Below are 14,736 nucleotides of genomic sequence, written 5' to 3'. Positions count from 1 at the left end.
GCCGCCGCTCTGGTTGTTTAACGGCAAGCCGAAGGCGACTGCTTTTTAAAACACAATCGCCTTCGGCTTGCCGTTAAACGATTTTCTCGCCAGCGCCGCCCTGCCGCGAATGCATCCGGAGCGACGCGGTCCAGCTAGGCGAAATAATCGACGGCGTTCTTAAAGATCGCATAGCCCTCGCCGTGCTCGGGCTGCTCGTCGCGGCGCGTCCAGTAGGGATGGTGCGTCGGATCGATGTGCCGCTCAGGGTGGGGCATCAAGCCGAACAGCCGCCCCGAAGCGTCACAGACTCCCGCCACGTTGCCCTCCGCCCCGTTGGGATTGTGCGGGAAGGGCAGCAGCGCGTCGCCCGTGTCGATCGCTCCCCCCAGCTCTTCGGGCGAGGCGTACCGCAGGGGCAGCCTGCCGGCGGCGGCCAGTTTCGCCAACGTCTCGGACGACTCGGCGATGAATTTCCCCTCGGCATGCGCCATCGGCAGATACATCCGCTCAATATTCCGCAAAAACACGCACGACGTCGGGGCCTCGGCCGGCCGGTCGGTGCGGAGGTGAACCCAGCGGTCCTCGAAACGACCGTGGTCGTTCCAAGCCAAGGTCGCCGGAGTCGACTCCGACACGCCCTGGGTCAAAATCCCCAGCCGCATCAGGACCTGAAAGCCGTTGCAGATACCGAGCACCAGTCGATCCTGGTCGCAGAACGAACGGACCAGGTCAGCCAAGTGGCGATTTAAGCGGCTGGCCAAAATCCTTCCCGCAGCAATGTCGTCTCCGTAGCTGAACCCGCCGGGAATGCAAAGGATTTGGTAGCGAGAACCGAGCGTCGGATTCTCGATCAGCCGGTTGACGTGCACGCGCTCGGAAACCCCGCCCGCGACGTCAAACGCATACGCCGTTTCCTCGTCGCAGTTGGTTCCGGGAGCACGGAGGATCAGCACTCGGGGGGCAGCTATCATAAGACTTCAAATGCAAACGCTAACGCGAGCAATAGAGAGGCTGTGGGCAAACGACCGCAGAAGACCGCTGTATCCTAAGCCGAGCAACAACAACCGGCGAGGGCACAGCCAAACCAACCCACCCCCGCCCGGCGGCACCCAACACAAGATATCCCCGCCCGGGGCACCCAACACCAGACACCCTCCCACCGGGAGGGTCGGGCTCTTAGGCCCGGGGAGGGCCTGCGAAGCCCTTCGATAAAGCCTGCCCTACGAGGATGCCTTGCCGTTCGCTTTCCTCTCGGATGGCCGCCCCGGCGGATCCCCGCCTGCCGAACTCTTCTGTCGACTCCCGAAGGAACACCGCGCATGATCACTCGCCGCCGCTTCACCTCCGCCGCGATGCTCGCCGCCGCGGCCGCCGCCCTCCCGCGGAACGCTTCCGCACAGGAAAAGCCGGACCAGCCCCAGTCGGCAGCTGAGCCGTTCGCGCTTCACTACATCGTCGCCTCCTGCATGTACGGCACGGCTCCCTTGGCGGAGATTGTTCCGGAAGTCCCAAAAACCGGGGCCCGCTTTCTCGAGATCTGGGATCGCCCGCATGGCAGCCAGCGCGAGCAGATCGACGCGATGGGAGAAGAGGCTTTCGCCGCGCTGCTGGCCGAGCACGACGTCCAACTGGGCAGCTTCACCTGCTTCCGCCAAGGCATCTTCCAGATGCAGCCGGAGATGCAGGTCGTGCGGCGGCTCGGCGGCGACATGGTCATCTGCAACTCGGGCGGACCGACCAAACTCAGCGGCGACGCGCTGAAGTCGGCCGTCCGCGACTTCGCCGAAAAGCTGCGGCCGCACGTGGCGGCGGCTGAGCGGATCGGAGTCATCCTCGGAGTGGAGAATCACGGCAACTCGCTGATCCAGTCGGCCGACTCCCAGCGGATGCTGCTCGACGCGATCGACTCGCCCCACCTCGGGATCGCTCTGGCTCCCTACCACCTTCCGCAGGATCCCGAACAGATCGCACGGCTGATCCGACAACTCGGCCCGCGTCTGGTCCACTTCCAGGCATGGCAGCACGGCAACGGCTGCCACCGCCCGATGCCCAAAGCGGAGGAACTGCTGCAGATGCCCGGCCGCGGTCCGCTCGACTTCGAGCCTTTACTGGCGGCCTTGGAAGAGATTGGCTACACCGGCCGCACCGAAATCTTCATGCACCCCACGCCCCGCGGCGTCCCGATCCTCGACTCGACTGCCGCGGTGACCGCCGAAATCAACCGCGCCCGCCACTACCTGGAACAGTCCCACCAGTAGAATCAGGCTCCGGTCCTCCCTAAAACCGAGAGAATCTATCGTCACTCTCCCCCCGGAAGGGTCACGAGGGACGAGCGGGGAGGGCGAGACTATTAGATAAACTTCACAAATCTCATACACACCGCGGGTCTGGCAGCACAATCGTGTCCATCCTCTTGCTCTTGGTAGGGATCGTCATTCTGACCATCGGTGCCGAAGTCTTGGTCCGAGGAGCAGCCTCGCTGGCGCTGTCCGCCAAAATCTCACCCCTAGTCGTCGGTCTGACGGTCGTTGCCTTTGGGACCAGTGCTCCGGAACTGGTCGTCAGCCTGCAATCGACTCTCCGCGGCCAGAGCGACATCGCGCTGGGCAACGTCCTCGGCAGCAACATCTTCAACGTCCTGTTCATCCTGGGGCTCTCCGCGCTAATCACGCCGCTGGTCGTGTCGCGGCAATTAGTGCGATTCGAAGTGCCCTTGATGGTGCTCCTCTCCGGGCTGCTCGGACTGCTCGCGCTCGACGGCCGCATCGGTCGCGGGGACGGAATTCTGCTGTTCGTCGCCTTGCTCGTCTACACGACCTGGGCGGTCATCAAAAGTCGCCGAGAAGAGCGGTCAAACAACGCTGAACTCGAGGTGCTCGAAGCGATCGAAGGCAAACCGGTGCATGGAGCCGGGCCGATCGTGCTGCAGATCCTGCTCCTCCTCGCCGGACTCACACTGCTCGTGCTCGGCTCGCGGCTGTTCTCCGACTCCGCCGTCGAGATCGCCCGCCGGCTGGGCGTCTCGGAACTGGTGATCGGGCTGACGCTCGTCGCCGCGGGAACCTCACTCCCCGAGGTCGCTACGTCGGTGCTGGCCGCCCTCCGCGGCCAGCGCGACATCGCCGTGGGCAACGTCGTGGGCAGCAACCTGTTTAACATCATGGGCGTCCTGGGGATCTCCGCGACCGCTGCGGCCGAGGGGATTGGCGTCTCCGCCGCCGCCCTGCGACTCGATATCCCAGTGATGATCGCCGTTGCCGTCGCCTGCCTCCCGATCTTCTTCACCGGACACCTGCTCTCGCGATGGGAAGGCGCTCTGCTGCTGGCTTATTATTTCGCTTACACGTTCTTTCTCATCTTGGCGGCGACACAGGCGACGATCGAACGAGGCTTCGCCACCGTGATGGTCGTGTTCGTGATCCCATTGACCGTGCTGACCCTGATCATCGGCGTCGCCCGCAACCTCCGCACCACCCCTTAATCCCCTTCAGCTCCGCATAGTCGCCTTTCGCTCCGCATAGTCGCCTTTCGCTCCGCATAGTCGCCTTTCGCTCCGCGAAAGTAGCGCACCACCACAATCACCTTTCGCCACGAAAGTAGCGCACCCCACAATCACCTCTCGCCACGAAAGCTGCATTCCTGCGGCAAACTCGTAACGCAAAAGCCAACCTCCCGGCCCGCGCCATCGCTCGTCGCCCCCTTTCCCGAAGGCCCTTCTCCAATGCAGCCCTCCACCGAATCGCAGCTCGCCTTCCCCGCGACCCCATGTTCCGCAAGTAAACGTCAGGCGCTCGTTAGGCGCCGTCTGCTGTGACCCTGCAGACTTCGTAGCGCAACTCCACCATGCCGCTGCCCATCTGCCGCACCGAAACCAGTCGCAAACAGGGGCTCAGCACTCTGCGTGGAAAGAGCGGCTTTCCCTTGCCCAACGTAGCTGAGCCGATCTGGATAATCAGCTCGTCCAACAGCCCGGCATCATAAAACTGCCCCGCCAAATCGCCCCCTCCGACGACCCAAATATTCTTCGCTCCCACTTCCGCACGCATCTGCTCATGAACTCGCCCCACGTCACCCCGAACAAACCGCACGTCGGCACCATCGATCGTAGGTAACGTGCGCCGGGAAAATACCCACACTGGCTGCCGATAGGGCCAGGGCGATCCCGTCTCCGCAGCAACTTGATCCGAGTTGCGGAGCATCCACTCATACGTTGCCGACCCCATGGCCAACGCACCCACTTCAGCAATGAACGTGGGATAGCTTGAGTCGCTGACGTCTCCGAGGGGAAAGAGCCACTCCAGCGAGTCATCCTCTGTGGCAATAAACCCATCGAGACTCGTGGCTGTAAAGTACTGAGTCAAAGTCACTTGCCACTCCAGCACATGCTTCCAACTGACGACTACAACTTCGCGACATACATGCCGCAACTCACGTAACTCCAAGGGGGGCCGAAAAATTTGCTTGGAGTGCGGTTCCCGGAACCCTACACTTTATGCCACTCTAGGAAATCCCGCACCCCCAACGAGGGCCGTGCGGTCTTTTTCTTATCCCATTCGCGTTCCGCTAGCGGCACCCAGCAAGGAGAGCTTCCGATGCGAGTTTCTCAGAGAGCTGTCCGTTCACGCCTTCGGTTCCGACACAACCGCTCGCGCCTCGCGCTGTGGCTCGGCTTCGAGCGACTCGAAGATCGACGCCTGCTGGCGGTCGTCAGCGGCCTGGACGGGAGTGAGCCCTGGCCGACGGTGGAAGCTCCAGCCACGGCCGCGGAGGAAACTCCAGCCGTCGTGGTTGGTCCAGTCGAAGAGACACGTCCATTTGATATCGTCGAAAGCGATCTCGCCCACATCGGGCCGTACGACTCGCCGGTGCCAATCAGCGAGGATTCGTTTGCGGACATGCAACTGGCAACGAGCAATTTGCTGCTGAACCTGGACGTCCTCCGCAATGATCCGCGGTTCGCAGGAATCACCGGCGACGGGACCGGATCCGGTACTCCGATCGGGGTCGCCGTCGTCGATTCGGGGATCGACATCGACCATCCCTACCTCAACTTTGCCGGCGGACATGACTTATACCACCTCGACCCCAACCCCAACGACTTTACGGGTCATGGAACGCATGTGGCCGGCATTATCGGCTCCACTCACGGAACGTACACCGGCGTTGCGCCAGGAGTAAACCTGTATGGCGTCAAAGTCTTTTCCGACACCGGGGGACCCACTCCCTTTACCGTAATCGAGCGGGGATTGCAGTGGGTGATCGACAATGCAGAGGCAAACAATATCCAAGTCGTCAATATCTCGATCGGCAACGGCGGAAATCATCAGACCGGAACGACCGGGAGAATCGATGATGAGATCGCACAGCTCGAGTCGATGGGGATCACGGTCGTCTCAGCCTCGGGAAATAACTATGCACACGTCGATCCTACTCCGGGCCAGGCTTACCCGGGAGTCAACAGTACGATCGGCGTCGGTGCGGTTTGGGCGGCGAATACCGGCCGAAGCTGGAACTGGGCCAGCGGAGCGATCGATTACAGCACCGATGTGGACCGCATCGTCAGCTTCAGCCAGCGTGATGCCAGCAATCCCAACCAACTAATGGCGCCCGGCGCTTCGATCGTCTCCACCCTTCCCACCGGAGGCTTCGGCATCTCGTCTGGAACGAGCATGGCCAGCCCGCACGTGGCGGGCCTGGTCGCACTACTGCAGGATGCAGCGCTCGAGTTCGGCGGCGAACTGCTCGACCCTCATCACGTCGTCGACATCATCCGTTCGACAGCCACGGTAATCCACGACGGGGATGACGAACACGACAATGTCCTCAACACGGCGCTCGATTACCTGAGGATCGATGCCTATGCGGCCGTCGAAGCGGTCTTTGAAATGTTCGGCGATTCGGAAGACGGAGATTTTCCGACGCCACTGCAGGCCGTCTCACCGCTCGGTTCGCTGATCTATGACTCGGCTGTCGAAGGGCGGATTCAAACGCCCCTCGACCAAGATACATTCACGATTGGGATCAATGCCGGGCAGACAATTAGCCTCATCGCTGAGGCTGGCGGAGGGCTCCGCCCGCAGCTTGAAATCTACGACCCGAATGGCGACAAAATTGCCTCCGTCGCAGCATCCGCAAGCGGCGGAGACGCGTTACTACAGACGGTGCCGGCGGGCCTCAGCGGGACGTATCAGATCGTTGTGAGCGACGCCGCTGGGTCGAGTGGCGGAAATTACCGGGTGGGGTTGGTCTTGGGGGCCGCCTTGGAATCGGAAGGTCGAGGAGGCCCCATCGATCCATCGTCCGGCGACCACACCGCGTCCAACAACGACGCCGCAGCCACGGCCGAGAACCTCGAATCAAGCTTCATTCCCATCGCTCGTGGAGCGGACCGCGGGGCTGTGCGTGGGAGCCTGAATGCACCGGCAGTCGTCCCCGGGGGGCTCGGGCGACTATACGCCTTCGATTACGCCTCGAGGCAGATTCTGGAAATCGACCGCGCCACGGGAGCCCAACTCAATCAGTTCTCCTCGCCGCTGCTTGAATCCATCGGAATCGACTTTGGCATGGCGACCACTCCCACTTCGCTACTGATTGGCGGCCGCGGAACCCAACCCATCCTCGAAATGGATCCTGATACGGGAGAAGTACTCCGCGTCATCCCCACGCCGTCGATTGAGATCAGCGGGCTGGCGTTCCTCAATGAAGAGATCTTCATACTCAGCGATCTGACACGACAGATCACGGTACTCGACTACGCAACCGGTGCGGTCACTCGATCGTTTTCCAGCCCAGCAATTGAAGGTCTCGCAGCGTCCGAAACCGAACTTTACGGTACCTATTCCAATCAGCTCTTCCGCTTGGATGCAATCATCGGCAGCCCGACTTTCTTAGGCGTGCTTCCGAACAGCAGCTTCGTCGAGGGGCTGGGCATCATTGGAGATGAACTCTACGCCTCAAATCGTTTCCCCGACCAGATTCTCATCTACGATCTGCCAACGCTCACGTTGCAGCAATCGATGCCCATGCCATCGCACATGTCGATCGAAGCGCTAGGTGCTGACGGGGCCGAAGCCCCTCCGCCCGCCGTCCTCGACGACGCGGATACCTACGCTTTTCAGTTGCAGGCCGGACAACAGGCGACGCTGGTCGTGGAGACGATGAGCTCCGCGGCGAACCCGCTGGATAACAGCGTTAGAATCGAGGTGGTTGACGCTGCTGGGACTGTGCTCGCCAGCGGCGGCAGCAGTTTGAGCAGCGGGCGCTCGGTAATCGAGAATTTCGCGGCTCCCAATGACGGAACCTACCATGCGAGAGTCGCTCGCGCTACGGCCAGCACCGGAGCGGTCGACTATTCCCTGGTCGTCACCCGCGGTGCCACCTTCGAACTCGATACCGCCGGGCCGCTAGTATTTTCGGATCTGATCACCAACGGCAGCTTCGAGACCGGCGACTTTGCGGGCTGGACCACACAGCACACGGGCCCCTTCTACCGACCCTGGCAGGTCACCACCGGTGGCGCCGGCGGTTTCGGCGCGCAGATCGATCGCACCGCTCCGCAGGAGGGAAACTTCGCCGCTTGGAATGGCTTCGACGGATATGGACCGATGCAGTTCCGGATGTTCCAAGATGTCCACATTCCAGCGTCGGCAGAAACAGCAACGCTCGAGTGGATGCACCGACTGCAGTGGCAGTTCAACACGTCGGCCACTCAGCCCCGCACGCTGCAAGTCCAGGTGCAAGACCCACTCAACGGTGAAGTCCTCGCAACGCCCTTCAGCTTCTCAACCGGCCTCCTCTCCGGCGACAGTGGCTGGACCACTCAGGCCGTCGACCTCAGTGACTTTGCAGGCCAACGAGTGCGAATCGCCTTTTTGGAAACGATCCCCGAACCTCAAACCGGCCCCGGCCAAGCGGAGTTTGACCGGATCGAGCTGACGATTGGCGAACGCGCAGGCTCTCGAACCAGAACGTTTGACTTCGAAGAATTCCTCCAACCGCCGCGTGGCATCCCCTCGCTTAGCACAATACAGGCCGGTATCGAATCCACGATCCGTCACGAACACGGAGCGTTGTTCAACGTGGACCGGCGGTTCGGCCCCCCGGAGTACACCTCCCACTTCGACCGCAATTCGTTCTCGGCTTTCACGCTCGAACCGGGCCGTTTCCTGATGGACTTCAGTGAGCCGATGAGCCAAGTCAGCATCGACATGGGCGACTTCGGCCAGGATCAAGATGACCTTCAGTTGATCGCCTACTCCGGCCCCGGTGGTACGGGACAGGCCCTTGGATCGGCCACCGGAATTCTACCGGGAGCGAATAACAGCTTCTTCGTCGCAGAAACCCTCTCGGTCACCGCACCCGGGATCCGCTCGGTCGCCTTTATTGGCGGCAGCACCATCCACCCCAACTCGGTCTTCTACGACAACGTCCATGTGGTCACCACGGAAGGTCAGCCGACCGAGTTCCAAAACCTCGATCCGACTGGTTTGGTCCTCGGACATGTCGCCGAAGATGCACCCGACGTGTTCGCTTTCACCGTCGGCGAGGGCGAGCAGTTCAGCTTGTCGACACTCACCCCTGGCAGCGGCCCACTCGAGTTCGGCAACCCATTGAATCCACGACTCGAGCTACTCGATCCCGACGGAAATCTGCTGGCGATCGACTCCCAGAGCGAACCAGACCAACGCAACGCGCGGCTGGTGTATACCGCTCAGACCGCCGGCACCTACCGGGTACGAGTCGCTGCCACCGCAGGCACGCAGGGCGAATACGTGCTGCGGCTGAACCGATCGCCGAAACTAAACGCCGACGCTCTAACGCTGCAATCAGTCGCGATCGACGAACACGGAATCGCCCGACTCAACGGCAGCTACACCGACTCTGATGCCGCCGAGAATCATACAGTTACGGTCACCTGGGGCGATGGAACCACCAGCCAAGCAGACGTCGACCCGCAAACCCAGGCGTTCACCGCCTCGCATCAATACCTCGATGACGGCACCCCCTCCGACCAAACCCCCTCGGCCGTGTATGCGATATCCGTTACCGTCACCGACGCCGAGCGTTTGACCGACACGGCCGAGACGGAGCTCACCGTCCACAACCTCCCCCCCCAAATCACGCGTTTCGAAAGCAGTGCCACCTTCGACGCGCGGGCTGCCGAGGGAGAGACCGTTTCGGTCGAGGCGGCGTTCACCGATGCGGGGACGCTCGACACCCACTCGGCCTCGATCTTGTGGGGCGACGGCACGCCCGCGGAGCCGGTCGCCGTCAGCCAGCTCTCCGGTGCCGGCTCACTAAGCGCAAGCCACAACTACGACCAGGGAGGCGTTTATACCGTCACCCTCACCCTCATCGACGACGATAGCGGCGCAGCGACGACCACAACCACCTCCGTCATCATCGGCGCCAGCGTCAGTGCCGATGGAGTGCTGCGGATCGTCGGAACGGATGCCGATGACCGCGTTCACCTGAACATGGCGGGTCCTCACGGCGTTCGGGTGCACAGCGATTTCTTCGCCGAAGCTCCCTTCCGCGACTTCGCCGCCGATCCCATCGTCGCAATCCAAATGTGGCTCGGAGACGGGGACGACCGGGCAACGATCGCCGGGAACATCACGCTGCCAGTCAGCATCCTCGGCGAACGAGGCAACGACACCCTCGACGGTGCCAAAGGCCCCGCGGTCCTAATCGGAGGACTCGGCGAGGACCGGCTCACAGCCGCCTCGGCGGACTCGCTTCTGATCGGTGGTCGCACGGCTTACGACTCCAGTGACGCGGCCATCCTTGCACTGCTCACGGAGTGGACCCGCAACGACCTCAGCTACTCCGAGCGCGTCACACGCCTGCGGACAGGGCTGCCACACCCAACGGGAGCCACACCACTTCGCCTACTCACGGACGAAACAGTCTTCGACGACGAAACCGCGGACCAGCTCACCGGGGCCGGCGGTGAAGACTGGTTCTTCCACTCGCTTGGACAGGACAGGATCCGGAAACTCCAGCCGTCCGAGCAGACCAACTGATAAACGACCCCAACGATCCTCGCCACCGCTGCGGCCGGTGGTGGCGAGGTCGAACCGCAGGCCAAGCTCAGCAGTCCCAAGGGATAAGGACGAGTCTGCCAAACGACGTATCGGTTCTCTGCGCCAGGCGACATGCCGGCAATTATGTCCACCAGCTTGTTCGGTGGGCATGGTACGGATGCTAAACTCGATACATTGGAGCCCTGGTAAGGAGGTATAAACCTGCAGCGACACCGACAGCTGCAGCGAACCCCCAATCAGCCGGATGCGGCCCGTACATGGCAGCGCCGATGGTCCCTCCGATGACTCCGCCAATTGCGGCACTAACGCACGTGAGGACCAAGAAGACTGCATACTAACGCCAGTTCGCAGTACCTGTTTGACAGCGAGTTTCGGGCTTTGCGTGGGCTACCTTCATAACTGAAAACCTCCCAAAGTACTGGATGCCGCAGAACGAATCCGCGACGTTCGTGGCCTGGGGCGGGTCGATTGCTTTTCGCCGCCGAGCAGGCCATGATCGCGCTGGAAGCAGCGGTCAGGATCAGCCCCTCCTGACACGCCGCCCCAAGCCACGCAGTACTTCCATGATGCCCCTTTCGATGGACCTCGGCAAGTTCAACGCCGGCCGCTGCTTTCACGACCCATGCCCTGGCAAACCCCGCTTCGAGGCGATCACCACCAGAAGAAACTAAACACGCTCACCCGCAGCACCAACAACAAACCCTGGGCGACGAAGAACGCGAAGCGGACGACCGACCTGCACGACGGCCCTAGCTGGCTAGACCACCGGCAGTCACCAGGCAGTGCAGACGGATGTGAGGCAGTAGGGTCTGCTTCCAGGTATGCAGCGCGTACAACACCCCGGCACGTCCGCCGAGATACTTCGGATCGGCGAGCAGCTCGGCAAGCGTCTCTGAGGCCGCCGCGAACAGGATGTTGGCGTACTCAGCCTTGTTGAGCCTCCACAGCTCATTGAGCTCGCTTGGGAGCGTAAACACGATGTGGTGATGGGGACAGGGCAGCAGCCCGTCCCGCCAACCGGCCAGCCACTGCTCGCGCGCCATCCACTGGCACTGCGGACAACATCGATGGCGGCACGAGTTATAAGCGATCCGATGGAAGTGCCCGTCAGGACAGCTATTGACGTGTCCGCCCAGCGCCGCGGTTCGACAGTGCATGACGCACCAGGCGGCAAGGCGTGCATCGGGCGAAACAGGATAGCGTGACGCAAACGCGTCGAAGTGTTCACGGAAGAGATGTTGAAGCGCGAGGCTCATACATCACCCCAACGACAGGATCACACCTGAAACCCCCGAGTGGCCAGTTCAACGTGGCCGATAACGCGGCCGGGTATAAGGACATCGAGCGAAGCGAGCAACCAGGCCGCACCGGCTCGCATTCTTCGGTTGGTTACGTCTAATGCTCTTGGGGAGTATTGACGGCCTTGCCGCGGATGCCGGCAGCTACAGTAGCAGCAAGCGTCGCCAGCAGCAAACCAAGGCTCGCAGAGATTAATCCGTGTGCCCCGTGGTCATCGAAATTGCCCATTGGAAGTGTACTGGCGCCATCGAATGTCAGATTCTCATGAATCCATGTGACCAAGCGGCTCCCATACCATGGAACAGTAAGTGGTATGACGAGCGAGAAAACGCCAAAGGTTAGTCCAAAACTGGCTTTCGTACCGTTCGCGTGGTAAGCAACAACGAGTCCAACGCAGCCGAGAAATGTAGTTCCGAATCCAAGGATTTCACTCGCCAGGTGGCTGGGATGCTTTATCAGCGCCAGGCAAACGGCAACCATAGCGACGATTGCAATCAGAGAGGCGATGGAATACTTCATATTCGGTGATTAAATGTCGTCGGGGCAAACCGTGCCTGTCGTCCATCCGACGTAACGTTGGAAATCACGTGGCGACCGCCGACGAGTCAGATCCGCAGACAGGAGCCCATCGGTCGCTCACGTGTATTTCATTGTTCGGCCGCGTCCCAGCGACGAGTGTGCAGCAATTCCCCTGAGTGAATTGGCCGCACGTCAGAGGATCCGAGAGTCATTAGCGCCACAGTCGTCCCATCCCCGTCCACGAACTCGACCTCGTATGAATCGCCCGTTCCGTAGACGTGGACGACCGCACCGACGTCACCGGAGTGCAAACCAGCTTCCGTGATATCACGATTGAGGACGACCATCGAATGTTCAGAAAGCATCATCTTGAGCCGGGATAGGCGGTTACCAGTCGTGGTGGGCCGCTTCCTTCAACAATCCAGACGGTCACAACCGCCGCCGGACGGTGACCCGGCCGCCCAATCTGCCCGGTCACTTCGTATTCTACGCCAAAGGGCGACCTCTTGGCTACGAACGCATCGCCGTTCCTTGCGACCTCCAGTAGATCGTCCGCCAGGTTTCGCAAGTTGTCGAGCGTGTAGCCGATCGAGGCAAACCACGCGGCCTTTGGGCCGCCGACTGGATGGCCCAAATTGAGGAGGTACTCTCGGAGCTTCTCCTCAGGAACGATAGCTCGATCGGCGTCAGGAAAGCGCACCAGTCATCACTAGCCGAACGTTACCGATCAGCCGACGGCGACGACTGGTCTTCCACTTCAAGTCGCCCGACTTCGCCGCTCGGTCGCATCGGATGGCTCCCCGTATCTGGTGCAACCGGAGTAGTTTCCGCTTCGCCAGGGCCAGCGTCACTCGAAAGTCGTGTGGTAGATTCCCTCAGCCATCGAAGGAACGCGTCGCCCTCATATGTCTCCATTGAGACGGATTCGAACCGCCGCAACTCGCTGTGAGCAGCGTCAACATCGCCACGGCCATCGGCGGCTCACCTCAATCGCATGGTTCGTCCGAGCCTCGCAGAAGTCGAGTCCGGATGCTCTCGACAATCGAGGACGGCAACGACGTCAACGATCTCACCAGCCACCAAATAGTAGATCGCAAATGGAAATCGCTGCGAGAGTTTCCGATGGAATCCACGGTACTGCTCGTGGACGCCGGCCGTGGATTTAAGGCTTTCTAGGTCCCATCCGAGGCAATCGAGAAAGTGCACTTCGAGTCCGAGGGATCGGTCAGCATAGAACAGCGCACCATTAACCAGATCCTCTCTGGCCTCATCCCTTAGCTCGACGTCCATTAAGCCTTTCCTTGACGTCATCCATGGCGGCATCAAGCGGAAGTCGCGGCTCTCCCGATGGGTTCGCAACCCGACCAGCCAGCACGTCGCCATGCCAGGCGGGTGAGGGAAGTTCCGCCGGCTGAGCGGACAGTTCGCGCCACAGATAATTCATCGCGGCGACTTTTTCGCCAGGACTCAGCGACGACAGCAAGTTCTCGAGCGACATGGGCGTTCCTCCAGCGTCAAGTTTACACGCCGTGCCGTGGTCGGTAAACGGTCGCTGAAGCGGACGAACGGCGGCGATCACGGGGCGGCGGGAGGCGACTCATCACCACCAGAAACGCGATGTCCGCCGCTCCCGTGTATCGCATTGTTCGCCGATCCGGGGGACCAGACAGGGCGGCCTGAGGCCTCCTGGCGCTTTCGCGCATCCGCGAGGATGGCGCCCAGGTCCCCCCCGAACCGGTCCGAAATCTCCCGGCGGACTCGGTGGATCTCGTCGAGAACAGTGTCAGTCGTCGTTTTCTGAATCATCGCCAACCATCTCCTCCGGAGTGCAAATGACCGGAATGGGCAACGAAAGATCGTTCAGTACAGCGTGGATGCGAGGCAAAATCCGAGCATTCGCGATGTGCCGACAGTTCCAGGTCAGCAGGTATTGTACCCGATGATACGCGACGGCCGCGATGTGCAGGGCATCCGTCCGAGCCTTTTCAGGTAGGATCGAGCGCGACATGATTTCACCGGCAATTTCAGCAATGCCCGGGTCAAGCGGCAACAGCGGAATTCCTTCGAGAGCGCGCAAACGCTCGGCGGCGAGGGCAGGATCGCCCGCCGAGGCTTCGTCAATCACGAGCTGAGATACCACCAGCCGGTAGTTCCCGCGGTCCTCGTCCCACCATTGCCGAGTGAGCAACTGGCGAGCGGCCATAACGATCTGCGTTCTCGGCTCCTGACGCAGGTAGCTCACCACCGAGGTCTCCACATAGACGGTATCCATAGAAGAAACCTATTTCGGCGAACGTTTGCGTTAACCCGGCGGCGGCCGAGTGGATAGTCTTCAGGAAACGCTCCATCCGCCGCTCGGGTTCGACGCCTTGTTCGCGGAGTCTTTGACAAGCCGGCAGCTCGATAGGCCGGCGAATCGGGACCACAAAGTGTACCAGCGAGCAATGGCCGAGCCAATCTTCGAGCGCATCAGTTCTCGCGCGCACCTAGCGTTGAACAATTCTAAGGGCTGAGCGAATCGAGCCGATCGAGTCACGAAATGGGGCCGGGCGGTCAATCGTTGGGCACCCGCGATCCGAGACCACAATCAGGTCATGTGCACCTGGAACCCGATTGCACCCGCGGCGGAACGATGGAACTGCACCGAGCGCATCAAACCGATCGAGTCACGGAACGGATCGCAGCAGATATCTCGAACGCACCAGTTATGACGTGAGAGGGGAAGAACCAATCAGACGCCGTGTGGGCGGAATGTGGTCGACTCCGCGAACGGCACGGATTACGGGGCGGCGGCCCACAAAGACAGCTTCGAAAACACGGGCATCCGCCGCTCCCGTACATCCGATGGTTCGCGGAGTTTTTGCGGAGCCGGCAGATCGATGAGCCGGCG

Annotated in this window: 11 protein-coding genes and 1 pseudogene; 4 read left to right on the top strand and 8 right to left on the bottom strand. The window is 61.3% G+C overall.

What is annotated here, in order from left to right; translation table 11 throughout:
* Positions 1-134 precede the first annotated feature (134 nt).
* Positions 135-950: a phosphoribosylformylglycinamidine synthase subunit PurQ gene (locus tag GNK13_RS18045; protein ID WP_164103961.1), complete on the bottom strand. Its 816-nt coding sequence runs from the start codon at positions 948-950 to the stop codon at positions 135-137.
* Between the two features lie 351 nt (positions 951-1,301).
* On the opposite strand from GNK13_RS18045, the gene GNK13_RS18040 reads away from it, so the two are divergent.
* The gene (locus GNK13_RS18040) at positions 1,302-2,240 is read left to right on the top strand and encodes a sugar phosphate isomerase/epimerase family protein (RefSeq protein ID WP_235935323.1); all 939 of its coding nucleotides are present in this window, start codon (positions 1,302-1,304) and stop codon (positions 2,238-2,240) included.
* A gap of 143 nt (positions 2,241-2,383) precedes the next feature.
* Positions 2,384-3,463 carry a calcium/sodium antiporter gene (locus tag GNK13_RS18035; protein WP_235935322.1) on the top strand — a complete coding sequence of 360 codons (1,080 nt, stop codon included), beginning with the start codon at positions 2,384-2,386 and terminating at the stop codon, positions 3,461-3,463.
* A gap of 313 nt (positions 3,464-3,776) precedes the next feature.
* On the opposite strand, the gene GNK13_RS18030 is transcribed toward GNK13_RS18035, so the two are convergent.
* Positions 3,777-4,349, bottom strand: coding sequence for a dihydrofolate reductase family protein (locus GNK13_RS18030; RefSeq protein ID WP_235935321.1), 573 nt, complete (start codon positions 4,347-4,349; stop codon positions 3,777-3,779).
* A gap of 225 nt (positions 4,350-4,574) precedes the next feature.
* On the opposite strand from GNK13_RS18030, the gene GNK13_RS22005 reads away from it, so the two are divergent.
* Complete coding sequence (locus GNK13_RS22005) at positions 4,575-10,007, top strand: S8 family serine peptidase (RefSeq protein WP_164103950.1); 5,433 nt, start codon at positions 4,575-4,577, stop codon at positions 10,005-10,007.
* Between the two features lie 779 nt (positions 10,008-10,786).
* Here the strand turns inward: GNK13_RS22005 and GNK13_RS18020 are convergent.
* The 4 genes and pseudogenes from GNK13_RS18020 to GNK13_RS18005 form a co-directional block, all read right to left on the bottom strand.
* A pseudogene (locus GNK13_RS18020) lies at positions 10,787-11,284 on the bottom strand (IS91 family transposase); the annotation flags it as partial.
* Between the two features lie 139 nt (positions 11,285-11,423).
* On the bottom strand, positions 11,424-11,846 hold the full coding sequence (locus tag GNK13_RS18015) for a hypothetical protein (protein ID WP_164103948.1): 423 nt from the start codon (positions 11,844-11,846) through the stop codon (positions 11,424-11,426).
* Between the two features lie 128 nt (positions 11,847-11,974).
* Positions 11,975-12,211, bottom strand: coding sequence for a DUF4926 domain-containing protein (locus GNK13_RS18010; RefSeq protein ID WP_164103947.1), 237 nt, complete (start codon positions 12,209-12,211; stop codon positions 11,975-11,977).
* Positions 12,211-12,546, bottom strand: a complete 336-nt coding sequence (locus GNK13_RS18005) for a DUF6883 domain-containing protein (protein ID WP_164103946.1) — start codon at positions 12,544-12,546, stop codon at positions 12,211-12,213. Before GNK13_RS18005 ends, GNK13_RS18010 begins: the two co-directional genes overlap by 1 nt.
* A 329-nt stretch (positions 12,547-12,875) precedes the next feature.
* Between GNK13_RS18005 and GNK13_RS18000 the strand changes: the two genes are divergently transcribed.
* On the top strand, positions 12,876-13,022 hold the full coding sequence (locus tag GNK13_RS18000; protein ID WP_164103945.1) for a hypothetical protein: 147 nt from the start codon (positions 12,876-12,878) through the stop codon (positions 13,020-13,022).
* A 91-nt stretch (positions 13,023-13,113) separates the two neighbouring features.
* Here the strand turns inward: GNK13_RS18000 and GNK13_RS17995 are convergent, their stop codons facing one another.
* Together GNK13_RS17995 and GNK13_RS17990 are read right to left on the bottom strand one after the other, a co-directional pair.
* Positions 13,114-13,344, bottom strand: coding sequence for an addiction module protein (locus GNK13_RS17995; RefSeq protein ID WP_164103944.1), 231 nt, complete (start codon positions 13,342-13,344; stop codon positions 13,114-13,116).
* 285 nt (positions 13,345-13,629) lie between these two features.
* Positions 13,630-14,118, bottom strand: a complete 489-nt coding sequence (locus GNK13_RS17990) for a type II toxin-antitoxin system VapC family toxin (protein WP_164103943.1) — start codon at positions 14,116-14,118, stop codon at positions 13,630-13,632.
* Positions 14,119-14,736 lie beyond the last annotated feature (618 nt).

Origin of the sequence: Candidatus Laterigemmans baculatus (genome assembly GCF_010367455.1) — a bacterium.
In the GTDB taxonomy this organism is placed as follows: domain Bacteria; phylum Planctomycetota; class Planctomycetia; order Pirellulales; family Pirellulaceae; genus Laterigemmans; species Laterigemmans baculatus.
Note: the sequence above shows the minus strand (reverse complement) of the source record. Positions and strands in the feature narration are given on the sequence as shown.

Bases quoted from the DNA above. Each gene is read 5' to 3' on its own strand.
- GNK13_RS18015 (WP_164103948.1), bottom strand. From the start codon at position 11,846: ATGAAGTATTCCATCGCCTCTCTGATTGCAATCGTCGCTATGGTTGCC.
- GNK13_RS18010 (WP_164103947.1), bottom strand. From the start codon at position 12,211: ATGCTTTCTGAACATTCGATGGTCGTCCTCAATCGTGATATCACGGAA.
- GNK13_RS17990 (WP_164103943.1), bottom strand. From the start codon at position 14,118: ATGGATACCGTCTATGTGGAGACCTCGGTGGTGAGCTACCTGCGTCAG.
- GNK13_RS17995 (WP_164103944.1), bottom strand. From the start codon at position 13,344: ATGTCGCTCGAGAACTTGCTGTCGTCGCTGAGTCCTGGCGAAAAAGTC.
- GNK13_RS22005 (WP_164103950.1), top strand. From the start codon at position 4,575: ATGCGAGTTTCTCAGAGAGCTGTCCGTTCACGCCTTCGGTTCCGACAC.
- GNK13_RS18000 (WP_164103945.1), top strand. From the start codon at position 12,876: ATGCTCTCGACAATCGAGGACGGCAACGACGTCAACGATCTCACCAGC.
- GNK13_RS18040 (WP_235935323.1), top strand. From the start codon at position 1,302: ATGATCACTCGCCGCCGCTTCACCTCCGCCGCGATGCTCGCCGCCGCG.